At 72.4% G+C, this 19389-nt stretch carries 20 protein-coding genes; 5 read left to right on the plus strand and 15 right to left on the minus strand.

Features of this window, described 5'->3' with window-relative positions:
• Positions 1–128 precede the first annotated feature (128 nt).
• Positions 129–623, plus strand: coding sequence for a DUF3145 domain-containing protein (locus tag CUT44_RS29375; RefSeq protein ID WP_100204969.1), 495 nt, complete (start codon positions 129–131; stop codon positions 621–623).
• A gap of 210 nt (positions 624–833) precedes the next feature.
• On the opposite strand, the gene CUT44_RS29380 is transcribed toward CUT44_RS29375, so the two are convergent.
• The 7 genes from CUT44_RS29380 to CUT44_RS29410 form a co-directional block, all read right to left on the minus strand.
• Entirely contained in the window at positions 834–2096 is a 1263-nt protein-coding gene (locus tag CUT44_RS29380; RefSeq protein ID WP_100204970.1) for a beta-ketoacyl-[acyl-carrier-protein] synthase family protein, read from the minus strand.
• 104 nt (positions 2097–2200) lie between these two features.
• Complete coding sequence (locus CUT44_RS29385) at positions 2201–2449, minus strand: acyl carrier protein (protein ID WP_100204971.1); 249 nt, start codon at positions 2447–2449, stop codon at positions 2201–2203.
• Between the two features lie 66 nt (positions 2450–2515).
• Positions 2516–3520 carry a ketoacyl-ACP synthase III gene (locus CUT44_RS29390; RefSeq protein WP_100204972.1) on the minus strand — a complete coding sequence of 335 codons (1005 nt, stop codon included), beginning with the start codon at positions 3518–3520 and terminating at the stop codon, positions 2516–2518.
• Between the two features lie 10 nt (positions 3521–3530).
• On the minus strand, positions 3531–4487 hold the full coding sequence (locus tag CUT44_RS29395; RefSeq protein WP_100204973.1) for an ACP S-malonyltransferase: 957 nt from the start codon (positions 4485–4487) through the stop codon (positions 3531–3533).
• A 100-nt stretch (positions 4488–4587) separates the two neighbouring features.
• Positions 4588–5790 carry a PucR family transcriptional regulator gene (locus CUT44_RS29400; RefSeq protein ID WP_100204974.1) on the minus strand — a complete coding sequence of 401 codons (1203 nt, stop codon included), beginning with the start codon at positions 5788–5790 and terminating at the stop codon, positions 4588–4590.
• A gap of 134 nt (positions 5791–5924) precedes the next feature.
• Positions 5925–6182 carry a DUF397 domain-containing protein gene (locus CUT44_RS29405; RefSeq protein WP_100204975.1) on the minus strand — a complete coding sequence of 86 codons (258 nt, stop codon included), beginning with the start codon at positions 6180–6182 and terminating at the stop codon, positions 5925–5927.
• Positions 6179–7003 carry a helix-turn-helix domain-containing protein gene (locus tag CUT44_RS29410; RefSeq protein WP_233221749.1) on the minus strand — a complete coding sequence of 275 codons (825 nt, stop codon included), beginning with the start codon at positions 7001–7003 and terminating at the stop codon, positions 6179–6181. Before CUT44_RS29410 ends, CUT44_RS29405 begins: the two co-directional genes overlap by 4 nt.
• 235 nt (positions 7004–7238) lie before the next feature.
• Between CUT44_RS29410 and CUT44_RS29415 the strand changes: the two genes are divergently transcribed.
• A complete protein-coding gene (locus CUT44_RS29415) occupies positions 7239–7913 on the plus strand; it encodes a pirin family protein (RefSeq protein WP_100204976.1) in 675 nt (224 codons plus the stop codon).
• 141 nt (positions 7914–8054) lie between these two features.
• Here CUT44_RS29415 and CUT44_RS29420 read toward each other — a convergent pair whose 3' ends face one another.
• Genes CUT44_RS29420 through CUT44_RS29430 form a run of 3 tightly spaced genes read right to left on the minus strand, consistent with a single transcriptional unit; the run spans position 8055 to position 11526 of the window.
• On the minus strand, positions 8055–8999 hold the full coding sequence (locus tag CUT44_RS29420) for a viperin family antiviral radical SAM protein (protein ID WP_100204977.1): 945 nt from the start codon (positions 8997–8999) through the stop codon (positions 8055–8057).
• Positions 8986–9831 (minus strand): inositol monophosphatase family protein, encoded by an 846-nt coding sequence (locus CUT44_RS29425; protein ID WP_100204978.1) that lies wholly within the window; start codon positions 9829–9831, stop codon positions 8986–8988. The genes CUT44_RS29420 and CUT44_RS29425 overlap by 14 nt, the downstream gene beginning before the upstream one ends.
• 27 nt (positions 9832–9858) lie before the next feature.
• Positions 9859–11526, minus strand: coding sequence for a prenyltransferase/squalene oxidase repeat-containing protein (locus CUT44_RS29430; RefSeq protein WP_100204979.1), 1668 nt, complete (start codon positions 11524–11526; stop codon positions 9859–9861).
• Positions 11527–12098: 572 nt separating this feature from the next.
• Here CUT44_RS29430 and CUT44_RS29435 point away from each other — a divergent pair.
• Positions 12099–12800: a maleylpyruvate isomerase family mycothiol-dependent enzyme gene (locus tag CUT44_RS29435; RefSeq protein WP_100204980.1), complete on the plus strand. Its 702-nt coding sequence runs from the start codon at positions 12099–12101 to the stop codon at positions 12798–12800.
• Positions 12801–12931: 131 nt separating this feature from the next.
• Here CUT44_RS29435 and CUT44_RS29440 read toward each other — a convergent pair whose 3' ends face one another.
• Positions 12932–14260, minus strand: coding sequence for an SGNH/GDSL hydrolase family protein (locus tag CUT44_RS29440; RefSeq protein WP_100204981.1), 1329 nt, complete (start codon positions 14258–14260; stop codon positions 12932–12934).
• 226 nt (positions 14261–14486) lie between these two features.
• On the minus strand, positions 14487–15308 hold the full coding sequence (locus CUT44_RS29445; RefSeq protein ID WP_100204982.1) for a serine hydrolase domain-containing protein: 822 nt from the start codon (positions 15306–15308) through the stop codon (positions 14487–14489).
• Between the two features lie 127 nt (positions 15309–15435).
• Between CUT44_RS29445 and CUT44_RS29450 the strand changes: the two genes are divergently transcribed.
• On the plus strand, positions 15436–15942 hold the full coding sequence (locus tag CUT44_RS29450; RefSeq protein ID WP_100204983.1) for a MerR family transcriptional regulator: 507 nt from the start codon (positions 15436–15438) through the stop codon (positions 15940–15942).
• A gap of 72 nt (positions 15943–16014) precedes the next feature.
• Here the strand turns inward: CUT44_RS29450 and CUT44_RS29455 are convergent, their stop codons facing one another.
• Complete coding sequence (locus CUT44_RS29455) at positions 16015–16932, minus strand: DUF4429 domain-containing protein (protein WP_100204984.1); 918 nt, start codon at positions 16930–16932, stop codon at positions 16015–16017.
• 239 nt (positions 16933–17171) lie between these two features.
• Entirely contained in the window at positions 17172–17837 is a 666-nt protein-coding gene (locus CUT44_RS29460) for a TetR/AcrR family transcriptional regulator (RefSeq protein WP_233221750.1), read from the minus strand.
• Positions 17838–18042: 205 nt separating this feature from the next.
• On the opposite strand from CUT44_RS29460, the gene CUT44_RS29465 reads away from it, so the two are divergent.
• Positions 18043–18567: a peptidase inhibitor family I36 protein gene (locus tag CUT44_RS29465; RefSeq protein WP_100204986.1), complete on the plus strand. Its 525-nt coding sequence runs from the start codon at positions 18043–18045 to the stop codon at positions 18565–18567.
• Here CUT44_RS29465 and CUT44_RS29470 read toward each other — a convergent pair.
• The gene (locus CUT44_RS29470; protein ID WP_100204987.1) at positions 18548–19354 is read right to left on the minus strand and encodes a potassium channel family protein; all 807 of its coding nucleotides are present in this window, start codon (positions 19352–19354) and stop codon (positions 18548–18550) included. The two genes, CUT44_RS29465 and CUT44_RS29470, sit on opposite strands and share 20 nt — an antisense overlap.
• Positions 19355–19389: the final 35 nt, after the last annotated feature.

Raw genomic sequence — 19389 nt, forward strand, 5'->3', positions numbered from 1 at the left:
CTGTTCGTGACATCGGGAGCTGGAGGACGTGTGACCGATGGGACAAGATGTCAAGTACTGACTCGGCGCATGACCAGGGATTCGAGGCCGCCGCAGAAGGTCGCACTCGAACCGCACAGGAGGTCCCGGTGACGACACGTGGAGTTCTGTACGTGCACTCCGCCCCCCGCGCACTGTGCCCGCACGTCGAATGGGCCGTCGCGGGAGTGCTCGGCACCCGCGTCAGCCTCGACTGGATCAAGCAGCCCGCCTCGCCGGGCACCTGGCGCGCGGAGCTGTCCTGGCAGGGTGAGCCCGGCACCGCCTCCAGAATCGCCTCCGCGCTGCGCGGCTGGCGGCTGCTGCGCTTCGAGGTGACCTCCGAGCCGTGCGCCGCGGCCGAGGGCGAGCGCTACAGCTCCACTCCCGAGCTGGGCATCTTCCACGCGGTGACCGGGCCGCACGGCGACATCCTCATCCCCGAGGACCGGCTGCGCGCCGCCCTGGAACGCGCCACACGCGGTGAGACCGAGCTGGAGGCCGAGATCGCCAGACTGCTCGGCAAGCCCTGGGACGACGAACTGGAGCCCTTCCGCTACGCGGGCGAGGGCGCCCCGGTGCGCTGGCTGCACCAGGTGGTCTGACGGCCCGGTCCCGGACGCGCCGGTCCCACGGGCGCGGTGGACTGCGGCGGCACCCGGCCGAGTGCCATGGCACCGGACCGGACGCGTCCGTGTCGCCGGCTGCCTCCGAGGCCGCTGACAACCCCGTCCCCGGCTGCCCGGGAACAGCCGGGGACGGGCGAGGGGCCGCCGGGAAACGCTGTCCGGCGGCCCCTCGTGGCAGGTGGTGCGTCAGACAGTGCGGAAGGCCAGGACGACGTTGTGACCGCCGAAGCCGAAGGAGTTGTTGAGCGCGGCGATCCGGCCCTCACCCAGCGGACGGCCCGCACCGCGCACGACGTCGGCGTCGACCTCCTCGTCGAGGTTCTCGAGGTTGGCGGTCGGCGGGGCCGTGCGGTGGTGCAGCGCCAGCACCGTCGCCACCGTCTCGACACCGCCCGCGCCGCCCAGCAGGTGGCCGGTCATGGACTTGGTGGCGGAGACGGCCACCCGGTCCAGGTCGGAACCCAGCACCTTGCGCAGCGCCTTGATCTCGGCGACGTCGCCCAGCGGGGTGGAGGTGGCGTGCGCGTTGAGGTGCACCACCTCCGACGGCTCCAGACCGGTGGCCTCCAGCAGGTTCTGCAGCGCGGTGGCGATGCCCCGGCCGGTCGGCTCGGGCTGCGCGATGTGGTGGCTGTCCGCCGACAGTCCCTGGCCCAGCGCCTCGCAGTAGACCCGCGCGCCGCGCCGGGCGGCGTGCTCGGCCGACTCCAGCACGATCACGCCCGAGCCCTCGCCGAGCACGAAGCCGTCCCGGGCCTTGTCGAAGGGGCGGGAGACCTTCTCGGGCGGACCGTCGTTCTTGGACAGCGCCATCATGTTGGCGAACGCCGCGACGGGCAGCGGGTGGATGGCCGCCTCGGTGCCGCCCGCGAGGACCACGTCGGCGCGGCCGGTGCGGATCATCTCCACGGCGTAGCCGATGGCCTCGGCCCCCGAGGCGCAGGCGCTGACCGGGGTGTGGACGCCCGCCTGGGCGCCCACCTCCAGACCGACGTTGGCCGCCGGGCTGTTGGGCATCAGCATCGGCACGGTGTGCGGGGAGACCCGGCGGGCGCCCTTCTCCCGCAGGATGTCGTACTGGTCGAGCAGTGTGGTGACACCGCCGATGCCGGAGGCGATGACGGAGCCGAGCCGGTCGGGGTCCACCAGGCCGTTCTCCCCGGCCTTGCCCTCGTAACCGGCGTCGGCCCAGGCCTCCCGGGCCGCGATCAGGGCGAACTGCGCCGAGCGGTCCAGCTTGCGGGCGAGAGGGCGGGGCAGCACGTCCAGGGGGTCGACCGCTGCCGGGGCGGCGATCCGAACGGGCAGCTCCGCCGCCCACTCGTGCTCCAGGGCCCGCACGCCGGACCGGCCGGCGAGCATGCCCTCCCACGTCGATGCGCTGTCGCCACCCAGCGGTGTGGTTGCGCCGATACCGGTGACGACCACGGTGCGGTTGGTCGCGTTCACAGGGATTCTGTCTCCACTGGTAGGGGATGTTCTGTCATCCGCCACCGCGAGCCGGGTGGCGACAAACGCCTCAACGAGTGCCCGCGGAACGGGCGGCGGGCAGGTCAGTCCTGGTGGGTGGTGATGTAGTCCACCGCGTCGCCGACGGTCTTGAGGTTCTTGACGTCGTCGTCCGGGATCTTCACTCCGAAGCGCTCCTCGGCGGCGACGACGACCTCGACCATGGACAGCGAGTCGACGTCCAGGTCGTCGGTGAAGGACTTCTCCGGCTGGACGTCCTCGGCCGGGATGCCGGCGATCTCGTTCACGATCTCGGCGAGACCGGTGACGATCTCTTCCTTGGTGGCGGCCATGAGTGGCGCTCCTTTGTGTTGTGTGGTGGTCCGGTGCGTTGCGGTGGAAATGACCGGTCCGGGGGACTAGGGAAGGGTAACGACCGTCGCGGCGTAGACGAGCCCCGCCCCGAAGCCGATGACGAGCGCGGTGTCGCCGCTCTTCGCCTGCCCGGTCGCCAGCAGCCGCTCCATCGCGAGCGGAATCGAGGCGGCCGAGGTGTTGCCGGTGGTCTCCACATCGCGGGCGACCGTGACGTGCTCCGGCAGCTTGAGGGTCTTCACCATCGAGTCGATGATCCGCATGTTGGCCTGGTGCGGGATGAAGACGTCCAGGTCTTCGGCGGTGATGCCGGCGGCCTCCAGCGCGCGCTGGGCCACCTTCGCCATCTCGAAGACGGCCCAGCGGAAGACCGTCTGGCCCTCCTGCCGGAGTGCCGGGAACTTCTCGACCTCGCCGTCGCGGTAGTGGTCCCAGGGCACGGTCTGCGAGATGACGTCCGCCTTGTCGCCCTCGGAACCCCACACCGAGGGACCGATGGCGGGCTCCTCGGACGGGCCCACGACCACCGCCCCGGCGCCGTCGGCGAACAGGAAGGCGGTCGTACGGTCCGTCAGATCGGTCAGATCCGACAGCCGTTCGACGCCGATCACCAGCACGTACTCCGCGCTGCCCTCCACGACCAGGCCCTTGGCGACGGTCAGGCCGTAGCCGAAGCCCGCGCAGGCCGCCGAGATGTCGAAGGCGGCGGCGTTGCCGGTGCCCAGCCGGTGGGCGATCTCGGTGGCGATCGAGGGCGTCTGCTTGAAGTGGGAGACGGTCGAGACGACGACCGCGCCGATCTGCTCGGGAGCGATCCCGGCGGCCGCGACGGCCTTGCCCGACGCGGCGAGCGACATCTCCGCGACGGTCTCCTCGGGGCCCGCCCAGTGCCGGGTGGCGATGCCGGAGCGGGAGCGGATCCACTCGTCGGACGAGTCGATGTGCTTGAGGATCTCCTCGTTCGGCACCACCCGGGTCGGACGGTAGCCGCCGACGCCGAGGACGCGCGCGTACGGGGCGCCCTTCGCGGGCCTGATCTTCGCGGTCATTCTCGAGCTCCTATCGGCTGCTGTCCGGCTGCCGGACCGTCGCGGTGGCCTGCTCGGCGAGCAGTTCACGTGCCGCGTCGAGCTGGTCGGGGGTCTTCAGGGCCAGTGTTCCGACCCCCGGCAGGGCACGCTTGGCCAGACCGGTGAGGGTGCCGCCGGGACAGAGCTCGACCAGGGCGGTGACGCCCAGTTCCCGGAAGGTCTCCATGCACAGGTCCCAGCGCACGGGGTTGGAGACCTGGTGGACCAGCCGCTGTACGACCTCGTGTCCGTCGGTGACCACCCGGCCGTCCCGGTTGGAGACGTAGCGGATCCGCGGGGCGTCCGCCCCGACACCCTTGACGGCCTCTTCCAGTACGGCGACGGCCGGGGCCATGTGGTGGGTGTGGAAGGCGCCGGCGACGGCCAGTGGACGTACCGCCCGGGCCCCCTCCGGCTTGTCCCCGGCCAGCGCGGCGAGCTGCTCGGCGGTGCCCGCGGCGACGATCTGGCCGGCGCCGTTGATGTTGGCGGCGGTCAGGCCCAGTTTCTCCAGATGCGCCGTCACCGTCTCCGGGTCCCCGCCCAGTACGGCGGTCATCCCGGTCTCGGTGACGGCGGCGGCCTCGGCCATCGCCAGGCCGCGGCGGCGGACGAGCGCCATCGCGTCCCCGGGAGTGAGGACTCCGCCGACCGCCGCGGCGGTCAGCTCGCCCACACTGTGGCCGGCGACCGCGCCGACGGCGCCCTCGGGGGCGTCCGCCAGCAGTGCCCGCGCACAGACCAGTCCCGCGGCCACCAGCAGCGGCTGGGCCACCGCCGTGTCGCGGATCTGCTCGGCGTCCGCCTCGGTGCCGTAGTGCACCAGGTCCAGGCCGATGGCGGCCGACCACTCCCCGAGCCGGTCGGCGACACCGGGGAGTTCGAGCCAGGGAGTCAGGAAGCCGGGTGTCTGGGCACCCTGGCCGGGAGCAACGAGTACGAGCACTCTCCCACTCTCTCTCGTCGGCAGGGGTCCCCGCCGGTGGGGACCGACACGAAGAACGGTCAAGGGAATTGTGGGAGGCCGACAAAACCGCTGGGCGTGACTATATCCGGTCGCCCCCGTCGGCCAGTCGGCCCAGGATCAGGGCGACGCGCAGGGTGAACGCCGAGCGGACATCGGACGGCGACCAGCCGGTGACATCCGTCACACGTCGCAGCCGGTAGCGAACGGTGTTGGGGTGCACGAACAGCATCCGCGCCGCACCCTCCAGGCTGCTTGCCTGTTCCAGATAAACGCTGAGCGTCTCCAGGAGCGCGGCGCCGGCCTCCTGGAGCGGTCTGTAGATCTCCTCCACCAACAGCGTTCGCGCGGTGGGGTCTCCGGCCATCGCGCGCTCGGGCAGCAGGTCGTCCGCGAGCACCGGGCGCGGTACGTCCGGCCAGGCGGCGCACGCCCGCAGCCCGGCGGCGGCGGCCCGCGCCGAACGCGTCGCCGACAGCAGGTCGCCCACCACGGGTCCGGCCACCACCGGGCCGGACGCGTACGGCCCGATCAAAGCCTTGGCGATGCCCAGCGGATCGTCCGAGCCGCCCGCGACCACCACCAGCCGACTGCCCAGCACCCCGGTGAGGACCTGGAGCCTGGCGTGCCGCGCGGCACGCCGTATCGCCTCCACCGTCAGTTCGCTGTCCCCGTCGGGGGCGGTGCCCAGCACGACGGAGACATGTTCGGGGGAGCTCCAGCCCAGCGCGGCGGCCCGGGAGACGGTCCCCTCGTCGACCTCGCCGGAGAGCACGGCGTTGACCACGAGCGACTCCAGCCGGGCGTCCCAGGCGCCGCGGGCCTCGGCGGCCTGCGCGTACACCTGGGCGGTGGCGAAGGCGATCTCGCGGGCGTAGACCAGCAGGGCCTCGCGCAGCACGCCCTCGTCGCCGGGGGCGGCCACCTCGTCGATGGCCGACTCCACGACCTCGATGGTGGTGCGGACCATCTCCACGGTCTGCCGCAGGGTGACGGCCCGGGTCAACTCCCGCGGCGCGGTGCCGAACACGTCCGTGCTGATCGCCTGCGGCGTCTCCGGATGCCGGAACCACTCGGTGAAGGCCGCGATGCCGGCCTGTGCCACCAGCCCGATCCACGACCGGTTCTCCGGAGGCATGGCGCGGTACCAGGGCAACTGCTCCCCCATCCGCGTGATGGCCGCGGCGGCCAGCTTGCCGGAGGACTGCTCCAGCCGCCGCAGCGTCTCGGGGTGCGGATGCGGGCGCTGCTTGTCGGATGCCGGGGTCCCGGTGGATTCGAGCACGGGACAAGACTGCCCTATTGGTACGGGCCCGCGGGGAGCGGGTGTCGGATTCGTACAATCCGGGGCCCGGGAAGCGGTGCGGTCCCGGGACCCGGCGTCACGGCTCCCGGAGTGTCCGCGCGGTGCGGGCCGGGTCAGCCCCGGGCGGCGCGGAGGAAGGCGGACCAGGCACGGGGGGTGAAGGCGAGGGAGGCGGGGCGGACGCACTTGGAGTCGCGTATGTGGACGGTGCGCGGACGGGCCGCCGCGCCGGCGAGCAGTCCGCCCGCGGGGCCGGGGCCACTCCGTTCGCCGGAGCCCGGCGCGCGCCACTCCACGGCCACTTCCACGCACTCGCCGCCCTGGCTGCCGCTGTAACTGGACTTGAACCACGCCAGGTGTGCGGTGCTCATGACGCGCGAATCAGCTCCTCGATCAGCCGTACGGAATCCTTGGGGGCCAGAGCCTGTGTCCGGATCATCCCATAACGTGTCTGAAACTCACTCACCTTCTTCTGGTCGTCGATGACGGAGCCCGTGGCCTGTCCCTCCACGTACGCCACCCACTGCCGCTCCGGGGTCTCCAGCAGCGTGAAGGGGCCGTCGAAGCCGGCGTGCGTCTCGTAGTGCGTGGGCATGAGCTGGATCGACACGTTGCGCATCCCGGCCAGCTCCAGCAGCCGTTCCAGCTGGGCCCGGCTGACGGCCTTCCCGCCGACGGGACGCCGGAGCACCCACTCCTCCACGACCAGCGACAGGGAGACCGCGGGCCGGCGCGTCAGCAGCACCTGACGGTCCAGCCGGGTCCGTACCTGACGCTCGAGCTCGTCCTCCTCCAGCACGGGGACGTACGCGCCCAGCACGGCACGGGCGTAGTCCTCGGTCTGCACCAGCCCGTGCACGACGTGGGTGTTGAACGTCCACAGGCTCACCGCCTCCTGCTCCAGCCGGGCGTACTCGCCGAACCAGGCGGGCAGCCGGGTCCACCGCAGATGCGGCGCGGCGGCCAGCAGCGCGCCCCGGGCCTCCAGCAGTTCCTCGGCCCGCGCGATGAAGTCCGGGCTCGCCAGCCGCTCCCCGTACTCGATCTTGGCGACCATCGACTTCGAGTAACCGGCGTACCTGCCCAGCTCCTCCTGGGTCGTGCCGTGCGCCTCGCGCAGCGCGCCCAGCACCGCGCCGAAGACCTTCATCCCGTCCGAGCCCGTGCTCGCGTTGCCGGTCGTGGGTGTCACAGTGATCACTTCTTCCCCGCCCCGCTGGCGACGCGGGGCTGCGCTTCCGTCACTGCCGGTCACGCTAGGGTGCGGCGGCGGGGGCCGGAGGGACGATCGGCCAAACAGCCACCGAAAGCGGCAAGGCCGTCCCGGGACGGGACCGGGAAGTGCGCGGAGAAGCACGCACGGAGGACGGGACCGGGGGCTTCGGCCGCCGTGTGACGGCACGCGGGCATCCGCGTACCGTGGAGGAATGCTGCGTGTATGGCGTGAGGTCGACCGCTACCGGGGCGGGGACGAGGCGGCCGGGATCGAGACGCGGCACGCCTTCTCCTTCTCGGGCTTCTACGACCCGGGCAACGTGCGCTTCGGACTGCTGGTCGCCTGCAACGAGGAACGGCTCGCGCCGGGCGCGGGCTTCGCCGAGCATCCGCACGCGGACGTGGAGCTCGTGACCTGGGTGGTCGAGGGGGAGCTGACGCACGAGGACTCGGCCGGGCGCCGGGTGGTGGTCCGCCCCGGCGACGTCCAGCGGCTGAGCGCCGGGCGGGGCATCCGGCACGTGGAGCGCAACGCCGGCGCCGAGCCGCTGCGGTTCGTGCAGATGTGGCTGGTACCGGGGGTGTTCGGCGGCGAGGCCGAGTACGAGGTGGTGCGCGGCATCGCCGACGGCACCCCGTACGCGCTGGCCCGCGCGGACGCGGTGCTGCACGTACGGCGGCTGGGCGCGGGGGAGCGCACGGCGGTCCCGGACGCGCCGTGGGTGTACGTCCACCTGGTGCGCGGCGGTCTGCGCCTGGGCGGGGAGCTGCTGGGGCCGGGCGACGCGGCGCGCGTCACCGACGCCGAGGGTCTGGAGGCCGCCGGGGAGGCGTCCGGCGCCGAGGCGCTGATCTGGGAGATGCACTCGGAGCCGTCCTACGGCTGAGAACGTGGGCGGCGGGACGGCCGCCCACGGGCACCCGCCGCCCCCTCTGCCCCCTCTGCCGTACCGTTCCGCCGCGAGGACGACCCCCGCCCCGCGGTCGCACACAGCGAATGCGCGGAGTTCGTGCCCGGGCGGGTGGTGTCATCCGCCGGACAGGGGTCGGGTTCCGGCGGGTCCCGGTACGGGCTTCGCTTCGTCCCGGGGCCGCTCCCAGTGATACCGGCCACCCCGGGCCAGGAACTTGGCGCGGTCCACCGTGACCTGTTCGAGCGCGGTACGGACTCCGCACTCGAGGACGGAACGGCTGTAGGAGTAGCTCCCGCGCATGTTGTCGAAGAACCGTCCGGCGGGGTCGAGCATGGCGTAGCTGCCGGTCATGGCGTCGTTGTCCTCCGGCACGACCTCCACGCCGTGTTGGGAGACCCAGCGGTGGCGAAGCACGAATCGTCCGAACTCCTCGCCGGTGACCGCGAGAGGGCCGCAGTCCCTGCTGTTCTGCCCGGTGACGGGCAGCATCTGGAGCACCTTCCAGCGCCGCGGGGCCGTGGTGAGGAGGAAGGGCCCGAGGTCCTCGTGCAGGTTCAGCCGGGTGACCACGGTGTTGATCTTCAGGCTGATCCCGGCGGCCCAGGTCCGTCGACAGAGGTCGAGGTACTCCTCCTCGGTCAGGGCGCGGCCCGCGGTGACTCTGCCAAGACCGGCGAGTACGGCGGGGGAGAGGCTGTCCACGCTGAGCACCAGCCAATCCAGCGCGTCGGCGAGGGCGGTAAGGCCGTCCGCCGTGACCAAAGAGCCGTTGGTCACCACGGAAGTGACCATTCCGTGCCGCCGTGCCGAGGTCAGCAGTTCGGGCAGCCAGGGACAGAGGAAGGGCTCACCGCCCGCGAAGTTGACCTTCCGGAAGCCGGCCTCCGCCAGCAGCTCGACCACGCGCAGGGCGTCGGCCGCCGGCAGGTGCCCCGCGGGCAGCACCTGCCGCCGTACGTCCTTGAACCGGGCGAAGCAGAAACGGCAGCGCATGTTGCACGGCTGCCAGACATGGAAGTTCACGGACTCGACAGGCAGTGCTCTGTCACTCGTGTCCATCGCGGCCTGCCTTCCCGGCGTGTGCCGGCGGGGCGATCCCCAGCAGTTCCCGGGCCAGCGGTTCGCTGCCCGCGGCCACGAACGAGACCGGTGCGCTGTGCAGGGACTTCCGCAGCCGCAGGGGCCGCCCCGACGGGTCCAGGACGCATCCACCCAGTCGCTGCACGAGGAAGATGCCGGCGCAGACGTCGAGCAGACTCGCGTTGCGGCAGACCATCCCGTCGAGCGCGCCCGAGGAGACCAGGGCGAGGTCCAGCGCGGGTGCCCACATCGTGGTGACCCGCTTGCAGTGTCTCCCGAGCGCGTCGGCGAGGCCGCGTCCGACCACCCGGCCTTCCTCGGAGTAGTCGGTCACCAGGGCGACCGTGGCATGGCGCAGCGGCACCGGGAACGGGTCGGGCGGGACCGCCGTCCTGATGGCCGGGGCCGTGAACTCACGTCCCAGGATCGGGTCGTGGACGAGCGCCATGACCGGGGCGTCGTTCTCGAAGAGGGTGATCGCCACGGCGCAGTGGGCGATTCCGAAGCCGAAGTTGTTGGTGCCGTCGAGGGGGTCGACGACCCAGGTGGTCAGCGAATGTTCCCAGGCGTCCTGCATCTCCTCCTCGGAGACGATCCCGTAGTCGGAGAATTCCTTCGTCAAGCGCTCGACGATAACGCGTTCAGCGACCACATCGGCTCGTAGTTGTACGTCATACTTCCCCTTCCGGCTGGTGATGTTGCGCTTTCCGAAGTCCGAGGCGATGGCCTCGCTCGCGGCGCGTGCGGCGCTCCGCGCCGCGGAGAGCTCCGCCATGCGGTCGGGGGCGGTGACGGTTTCCTTCGTCTTCATTTATTTTCCCTTCGGATGTGTTGTGTCCTACCTTCGGATCTGCCTCCGTATCTTGTATTCCTCCACGGCTATCAGCGGTCCCACCGCGCCGATGGCGGCCACCACCGCGGTCAGCGCCCAGGCCCCCACCCGCCGGAGACCCGAACTCTCGGAGAGGGCTTCCACGATTCCCAGCTGGAACAGTGCGAGCAGCGCGACGAACACCGTGAGCAGCGAGAGCCAGACGGTGGTGCCGTAGCTGCGGCGGTCGCGTGCCGCCGTGCCGACGCGGGCCGAAAGGGTGGCCAGTTTTGCCATCGCTTCCTCCAGAAGCCCCTTCTCGGCGTGCGTGTACGGCGCCAGGATGATCGGTTCCAGACGCTCGGCGCTCGCGGCCATGACGCTGCGCAGGGCGTACAGGGCGTCGTGGCAGGCCCAGACGGGGAACGCCTCGGGGTCGGTGAGCCCGCACCGCCAGGCGCCGGTGGCCTGCTGCAGCCGCAGCAGGCGCAGGGTGCCCAGCAGGACGGTGGCGTCACTCAGGTCCCGACCGGCCGAACTGAGCGCGGCGAGTGCCCACGGCGTCGCGAAGTGCCGGAAGTCCATGAGGGAGAAGGTGACCGGGTCGACCTGGATGGTGAACAGGGCCGAGGGCCATGGCTCCTCCAGCGCGGGGTCGAAGGAGGCCTCCAGGAAGCCGCGGGCCCGCTGCACGGTACGGTCCCCGGGGTCGACGCCGGCCTGCCGCAGCGCGAGAAGGGCGTGCGCGGTGTAGGCGGCGGAGGAACCGGGTCCGGCGTTCCGGGTGTTCGCCGTCGGTCCCCAGCCGCCGTCGGCGTTCTGCGCGCTGCGGAGCCAGCCGACGGCCCGGTCCACCTTCGACATGCGTTTGAATCCGGCCAGCGCCCGCATCGCCATGGCGGTGGCGACGACATGGGGTGTCTGCCCCGGCTGGGCGGGATGCCAGCCCCCGTCGGGGTTCTGCATGGCCTCCAGCCAGTCCAGCCCTCTGTGTACGGCCGGGCTGGTGGCGGAACGCCCCGCCTCGCACAGCGCCCACAGGCAGTAACTGGTGCTTTCGGTGATCGAGGCCTGGCTGGGCGCGCCCACCAGAGCCCGGCGGACCTGCCAGCCGCCGTCCGGGTTCTGGAGGCTCTCCAGGGTCCTGGAAGCCTCCTCCACGAGCTCCTCGCGGCGTCCCGCGTACACGTGGGACAGCAGCGCCTGGGCGGTGGAAATGATCCCCGGCGGACTGCCGTTCTGGTACTGGTTCCACCCCTTGTGCCCGTTCTCCGTGCAGACGTGGGCGTCCAGATAGGCGATGGAGGTGTCGAACGCCTTGCGTATGGAGGAGGCGAGGCTGTCGGCCGCCGCATCGGCCTCCCGCCACCTCAGGGCGGACTCGAGGTGCGCGCGCCCGGGATTCGTGCCGGTGGGGTCGAGGAGGTCGGGCAACGCTGTGAGGGCGAGATCACCCTGCTGGTGGGTGTTTCCGTTGGCGGACGCGGCGACGACGATTCCGCAGTGCTCCGCCGACGGGTCGAGGGCGACCGGCCCGAGGTAGGACAGTTCGATCCCCAGCTGGTTTCTCGCGGCTTCGGCGACCACGGCCGGCAGGCTGGCGTTGTGCAGTTTCTCGACGGGAATGACCAGGCGGGGAAACGTCCGGGAGGTTCCTCCGCCGTGGAGGAAGAACTTGTCGCCCGCGGGAGGCATGAGGAGTAGCGTGGCGGTCAGGCTGACCCGGCCGCTCTCCGCTGCGGTGATTGATCCCTGTAGCGCCAATTGAGCCCCTTGTGGAGTGGGATTGAAACAGGTGGCGGCGGAGAGACTCCCGCAGGATCAGAACAGCACAGACACCCCCCGGCGCAATGTTTCCCAACGTCTCGCAGGGTGAGTCCGCGAATCCCGGCCTTTGCGTAAACTTTGACTTCCGTGATGTCTTCCGTGTTGCGGATGAGGCGATCTCGTTCTGATGTCCGAAATTCGTGCTGAGATCACCGAAACGAGCGATGAACATGTCTTCCGGGTGGTGAATTCCGGCAGACGGGCGCAGAAAGAACCGCGGGATGGTACTGGGGTGCCCGGGAGGGTGGCCGCTGTCCGCCCCGCGCGAGGCCGGCGTCGACGGCACTTGTGGGCCGGGAGGGACGGCCCCGGGGCAGACCGGGGAGGGGGCACCCTCGGGACGGGAACAGGCGCCGCCCCGCGGACGCCGCAGAAGTGTGGCGGGCACAGGGAACGGAGGTGCCGCTCCGGCCGTCCGGCGTGTTCCGTAGGCTTCCGCCGTGGACCCCGACCTCCTCCTCGGCCGGCTGCGACGCGAACTCGGCGCCTTCCGGGCCTGTTTGGGCGGCGCTTCCGAATGCCTGTCCGTCCCGGTGGCGCACTGCGGGGACTGGACGCTGCACGATCTCGCCGCCCATCTGGGCCGGGGCAACCTGTGGGCGGCGGCCGCCGTGACCGAGGGCCACGGCGGGCTGCGGCCCCCGCCGGCGCCCGGGGAGCCGGCCGCCCTGGCGCGCTGGTTCGACGGGACGTGCGCGGTGCTGCTGGACGCCCTGGCGGCCGAACCGTCCGCCCCGGCCTGGACGTTCCACCCGCCGCACACGGTCGGCTTCTGGCGGCGGCGCCGCGCCCTGGAGACCCTGGTGCACCGCTGGGACGCCGAACACGCCCGGGGCGAGGCCCGCCCGCTGGACCCGGAGACGGCCGCCGAGGGCGTGGCCGAGGTGTTCGACACGATGGCCCCGCGCCAGATCGCACGCGGCCGGGCCCGGCCGCCGGACCGCGCCGTACGGCTGGCCGCCACGGACACCGGCGCGTCGTGGACGTACGGCCCGGGCGCCCCGGTAGCCGCCCTGTCCGCCCCCGCCGAGCGGCTGCTGCTGGTGCTGTGGGGACGACTGCCCGCCGACGGCGGTGCGGTGGCCTGGGAGGGCGACCGCACCGCCGGACTGGGGGTGCCGGCCGGTCCGCTGGTGCCCTGAGCGGAGGACCCGGGACGCTCGGGGCCCCGGAGAGGGCGCCGGAAAGGGCCCCGGAGAGTGCGCCGGAGAGGGCGCCGCCCCCGGCGCCGCGGGTGCGGCACCGGGGGCGGCGGCACGACCTGCCGGACGGCCTACCGGAACAGCCTGCCGGGGATGGCGGCGGCCAGCATCCCGTAGCCCTCGGGGTTCAGGTGCAGCCAGTCGCCGTCGTGGACGTCCGGGTGCAGCCGGTCCGGGTTCCGCGGGTCGCGCACCACCCGGTCGAAGTCGAGCACCGCGTCGAACTCCCCGCTGGTGCGGATCCACTCGTTGACCCGCTGCCGGGCCGCCTCGCGGTTGCCCGTGGGGTCGGCGTAGTAGTCGTTGCCGCCGAAGGGCAGCAGCGTCGCGCCGTACACCTTGATGCCCTGCGCGTGGGCACGGGTGACGATCTGCTCGTAGGCCGCGATCAGGTCCTCCGCCACCTGCTTCTGGGCGGCCTCGGTCGGCTCGGCGGTGCCGATGTCGTTGATGCCCTCGAAGAGGATCAGCCACTCGACGCCGCTCTGCGCCAGCACGTCGCGGTCCAGCCGGGCCAGGACGTTGGGGCCCAGGCCGTCGTTCAGTACCCGGTTGCCGCCGGCCGCCTGGTTCAGCACGGCGATGCCGGAGGTGCTCCGGCGGGACTGCAGCCGGTCGAACCACTGGTCGGGCCAGCGGTTGTTCGCGTTGGTGGTGGAGCCCCGGCCGTCGGTCAGTGAGTCGCCCACGACGGCGACCGCCCTGGTGGACGGCCTGGACCACGCCTCGATGCCGCTGAGGAAGTACCAGTGGTCGGTGGGCGTCGCCCCGGGCAGGTCGGCCTTGCCGAGGTGGTTGCCCCGCAGCAGGTACGAGGTGGTCCGGGAACCGGGGTGCGAGGTGATCTCGTTGGAGGCCTGCCCCTCGGCCAGATAGACCGTCACGGTGAGGTTGGTCCCGGGCGCCGCCTTGAGGTCCAGGGGATCGGAGACCATCTGCGCCCCGACCGGGATCACCGTGCCGGGCCGGCCGTTGAAGGTCAGCGGACGGGACGTGCCCGGCTCGATCGCGCTGACCCCGGCCTTCCCGTCGAGCGGCAGCGCCACGGAGGCCGCGGTGATGGGCAGCGCCGTGCCGCCGAAGGCGTTGGAGAAGCGCAGCCGCAGCTTGTTCCCGCCGGTCGAGACGCGGACGGTCTGCCGCAGTGTGGTGTCCTCCATGACCAGGCCGTCCTGGGTGAACGGCTCCGGCGGCATGTTGTGCGGCTCCGTCAGCTGCGGCATCGAGACCCAGGTGCCGACCCAGTGGCCGCTCTTCTTCGACGGCTGGTGGGCGGCGGGGCCGGCCTCGGCGCGGTTCTCCTGAGACCCCGGGGAGCCGGTCACGGCGGAGGCGGTGAAGACGGTGGCCGCGAGGGCCACCGCGGCCACCAGGCCGGTTAAGGGCGATCTCCTTCTCATGGGCTGCATGTCCTCCGATGGGATCGGTCGTCGCGTGCGCGTGCGACGTTAACCGGTCGCGTCGGAGGGACAAGGGCGCCTCCCGGGCGTGCGGTGTACGGCAGTGGTATGCGATGTACGGCGGTTCTGCGCGGTGTGCGGTGCCGGTGTGCTCCGTGCGGTCGGAGCGGCCGCCGGCGTCACCGTCCTCGTGCCGTCACCGCCACCACCACCGTCGGCGTCGGCGTCAGCCGTTCCGCCGCAGTTCCGCCAGCACCGCGTCGGTGAACGGCGGCCAGGCGTCGATCGCCCAGGGCCCGAAGTCACGGTCCGTCAGCACCACGCAGGCGGCGCCCGCGTCCGGGTCCACCCACAGGAACGTGCCCGACTGCCCGAAGTGGCCGAAGGCGCGCGGTGAGGAGGCGGAGCCCGTCCAGTGCGGGGACTTGCCGCCGCGGATCTCGAAGCCCAGGCCCCAGTCGTTGGGCTTCTGGTTGCCGTAACCGGGCAGGACACCGGGCAGGCCGGGGAAGGCCACCGAGGCGGCCTGGGCCACGGTCCGCGGGTCCAGCAGTCGCGGGGCCTGGAGTTCGGCGGCGAAACGGACCAGATCGGCCAGGGTGGAGACGGCGTCCTTGGCGGGGGAGCCGGGCAGTTCGGTGGAGGTCATGCCCAGCGGCGCCAGGACGGCCTGGCGCAGATACTCGGGGAAGGGGATGTCGGTGGCCTTCGCCAGATGGTCGCCGAGCACCTCGAAGCCGGTGTTGGAGTAGATCCGGCGGGTGCCGGGCCCGGCCATGGCGCGCTGTTCGTCGAAGGCGAGCCCGGAGGTGTGGGCGAGCAGGTGCCGCACCGTCGAGCCCTCCGGTCCGGCCGGCTCGTCCAGCTCGACCGCGCCCTCCTCGACGGCGACCAGCACGGCGTACGCCGCGAGCGGCTTGGTCACCGAGGCGAGGGGGAAGCGCCGGTCGGCGGGGCCGCGGGTGCCGGCCACCGTGCCGTCGGCGCGTACGACGGCGGCCGCCGCCGTGGTGACCGGCCAGTCATCGATCGTGCGCAGGCTCTCCATGTCCCGAGCCTAACGTGGGGCGGAACAGGGGGAGGGCGGGGGACCGGGGCGAGGAGCGCGGAAGGGTCGCGGGCTCCGCGCCGTTCCCCCTTGCCTGGAGTGCACTCCAACTCCGTAGCGTTGAGTCATGACCGTGACGCAGACGCAGCCCCAGCCCCAGCCCCGGCGGCCGGACGGCACCCTGGCCGGGATTCCGCCGGATTCCCGGTCGGCCCAGTGCGTGTCGGCTGAGGTGCGGCACCCGCGGCCGGACGGGCAGGACCGTTACATGATCAGTGAGGTCGCCGCGTTCACCGGGCTGAGCGCCCACACGCTGCGCTGGTACGAGCGGATCGGGCTGCTGCCGGACGTCGACCGCTCGCACACGGGTCAGCGCCGCTTCACCAATCAGGACCTGGACTGGCTGTCCTTCGTCGGGAAGCTCCGGCTGACCGGCATGCCGGTCGCGGACATGGTGCGTTACGCCGCGCTGGTGCGGGAGGGCGACCACACCTTCGCCGAACGGCAGGAGCTGCTGCGTGCCGCGCGCGAGGACGTGCGGCGCAGGATCGCCGAACTGCAGGAAGCCCTGACGGTCCTCGACTTCAAGATCGACCTCTACGCGGACGCCCGCCGGTCCTCGGAAAGGACCTGAGACCGGCCCTGCCCGTCCGCGCGCGCCGACCCCGGGGGACCGCCGTCCGGTGGGCGGCCGCCCACCGCGACGTCACAGCTCGGCCAGCAGCTCGGCCTTCTTCGCGCCGAACTCGTCGTCGGTGAGCAGCCCGGCCTCGTGGAGTTCGCCGAGCTGCCGGATGCGGTCGGCGATGTCGGCGGGAGTGGAGCGGGGCGGGCCGTCCGGAAACGCGGCCGGCCCGGCGGGGACGGCGGGCGGGGCCGGTTCCCGGGCGGCCGGGTCCGCTCCGGCCGCCCGTACCGCCGCCAGGACCGAGGCGGCCAGCGGCAGCGACTCGTGCACCAGCCCGTATCCCAGCCCGAAGACGACGGCCGCCGGATCCTGGTCCGGCTCCAGGGGCTCCCGGCCGGGGCGCGGGCCGTGCTCGTCACGGCGGATCAGCCGCAGATGGCCGCCCACGACCTCGGGCGAGCGCCATACGACACCCGCCAGCTCGCCGACGCCGAACCGCTGGTCGCCCACCTTCCACTTCGCCGAGGACGCCCCGGTCCAGAACCAGCGGAAGGCCACCGTCTCCCCGTCGAAGGAGACCTTGCCGTCGTACGCCTTGAAGTGCAGCGGCGGTGGGGGCGCTGCGACCAGATGGCGGTCGGCGGGCTCGGCGGCCACCGGACCGAGCGCGGCGCGCAGCTCCTCGGCCAGGGCACTCGCCTGTTTCTCCCGGGCGGCCGGCAGCACCAGGCGGTAGGGATCGCTGGTCTCCCTGAGCTGCCCGGCGGCCGCCTCCACGAGCGGATCGGCACCCGGCCGCGGTTCGGCGCGCAGCACCACCGTCCCCCGCCGGGGGCCGGGCGTCAGCCCGACCGAGCTCAGCGCCTCGTACGGAACGCGCCGTTCACCCAGGACGTGGAACAGCTTCGGTGTGCGGATCCCCCGTTCGAAGCGGATGAGCACGGAGTCGGTGTCGAACTCCCAGGAGGAGTTGGTTCCGGCCAGTACGTCACCCATGCGGGTTATCGTATGCGGCGGCCGTGCGGCCGTCCTCCCCGGCGCACTACGCGCGTCACACCGGCCGCGCCCGCCGGTGGGCCCTCACGAGGCCCCGTGCCCGCGGTCGCCGGGGTCACCGCTCCGTCACTCCGGGGGACGCGCGGAAGCGCTCATCGGCCACGTGGTCCGTCCCGCCTTCCGCCGGGGCGGACCCGTGCGGGCGGGCGGGGCGGTGCGGCGTGCCGTGTCCGCCCGGGTCACGGAGGCGGCGGGGCGCCGGGGGCCGGGCCCCAGCCCTCGGCCAGTGCCGGGCCGAGCATGCTCAGGTAGCCCTGGAAGAGCCTTCTGGCGCCGTCGACGGTCACATCGTCGCCGGCTGCCCAGCGGCGTCCCGCGAGCTGCATCACTCCCGCGAACGCGGCGACCAGCACATGCGGCCGCGGGTCGTCCTCCGGATCGACACCGGCCCGTCGGGCGAGCTCGGCGGCGAGCCGGTCGCCCTGCTCGGCGGAGTGACGCAGGTGAACGGCGACCAGGGCCGGGGTCGTCTCGATGAGCTGCCACATCCGCATGTACAGCTCGATCGGCACGACCTCCTGGATGGCCTCCCTGATGCCGTACCAGGCGTTGCCGAGCGCGTTGCCCAGCACCTGTATCGGCGTCTCGTGGAGGGGACGCTCCCCGACGGCGGCGAAGAAGCGCTCCTCGACCATCCGCTGGAGGGCGAAGGCCGCCTCCTCCTTGTTGGCGAAGTAGCGGAAGAAGGTCCGCTGGGAGACCTCCACGGCGTCGGCGATCTCGTCGACCGTGGTGCGTTCGTACCCCTGGGCGACGAACAACTCGTGGGCCGTGCGGATCAGCGCGTCCCGGGTGCGCCGCTTCTTGCGTTCACGCAGTCCGGTCACCCCACTCACCCCACTCACCCCGCTCACCTTCTGCCGACCGCGCCGGTGCAGGGCACCTTACCCGTCCGGGCAGGTCGTCCGGGGGGAAGCACGCAAGGTGTGGACGACAGAGCGGTTGTGGACAACTCCGTTACCCGTCCTGGTGAATCGGCCGGGCGGCCCTTGGCGCGTCGGCCGGTCCGCGCCGAAGCTGATCACACGACCGACACGGGGAGTGATCCGCATGCACCGCACACAGGACGACCGCAGCGCCCGGGCCCACGGAGCCGTCCGGGAAGGCCGGTACGCCCGGCCCACCCGGTACGCACGAGGCTTCCGGGGAGCCCGCACCGGAGCCCGCGCGGTGGCCCGCACCGCACCGCCGGTGCTCCCGGCGGCCGCCATCCTGCTCCTGGCCCTGCTGGCGGTACTGGCCCTGCTGGCGGCGTCGGCCCCGCGGACCGCCGCCGCGCCGCCCGGGGCGGTACGGCTGGGGCCGTGCGCGGCCGGGCAGCTGTGCCTGTGGGAGGGAGAGGACTTCCGCGGGCAGCGCCACGCCCGTGAGCTGGCGGACACCGACATCGAGAGCTGTGTGCCGCTGCCACGCGGCGAGTCCGTCGCCTCGCTCGCCAACCGCACCGGCAGGCCCGTGACGGCCTATCAGAGCGCGGAGTGCGCCGAGACGGGGGAGTTTGAGACCTACCCGTCCGGCTCCTGGTCCCCCCGGATGCCCTACCGGGCGCGGGCCGTCAAGATCTGGGAGAACTGAGGTGCCCGGCCGTGCCGGAGGCGGGGCCGGCACCGGGATCACCCGGGGCCGCCCGTCCCTCCCGCAACTCCGCGACCTCCGTCCGCAGCGCCCGCACCTCGGCCGTGAGCGCCTCGAGCGCCGCCGTCTGCCGTTGCTCGACAGCGTCCTCCTCGTCGAACCGCGCGATGAACCAGGCGGCGATGTTCGCGGTGACCACACCGAGCAGGGCGATCCCCGAGAGCATCAGCCCGACGGCCAGCAGCCGGCCCACACCGGTGGTCGGCGCCAGATCGCCGTAACCGACCGTGGTCATGGTGGTGAAGGACCACCACACCGCGTCACCGAGCGTCGCGATGTTCCCCTCCGGGGCGTCCCGCTCCACCTCCAGCACGGCCAGCGAACCGAACACCAGCAGTCCCGCGCAGGACCCGGCCACATAGGTGGTCACCCGTACCCGGGAGGCCAGCCGCGCCCGCTGTCCCACCAGCAGCAGGGCGGACACCAGCCGCAGCAGTCGCAGCGGCTGGAGCAGGGGGAGGAGCACGGCGAGCAGCGCGAGCGGTTGCCTGCGGACGAACCTCCACCGCCGGGGGCTCAGCCAGAGGCGTACCGCGTAGTCCACGGCGAAGACGGCCCAGACACCCCACTCCACGGCCCGGCACGCGTCCTTGATCCACGGGGCGACATCCGGGCGCACGATCGGCACGGCATAGGCGACGGCGAAGAGCACCGACAGCAGCAGCAGTGGTCCTTGTGTATGTCGCTCCCAGCGTTCCCGGGCCTGTATGTCCGCCATGCCCGGCATCGTACGGGGGACTCGGGGTATCCGGAGTCACAGCC

The sequence above is a fragment of the Streptomyces carminius genome (assembly GCF_002794255.1).
Taxonomy (GTDB): domain Bacteria; phylum Actinomycetota; class Actinomycetes; order Streptomycetales; family Streptomycetaceae; genus Streptomyces; species Streptomyces carminius.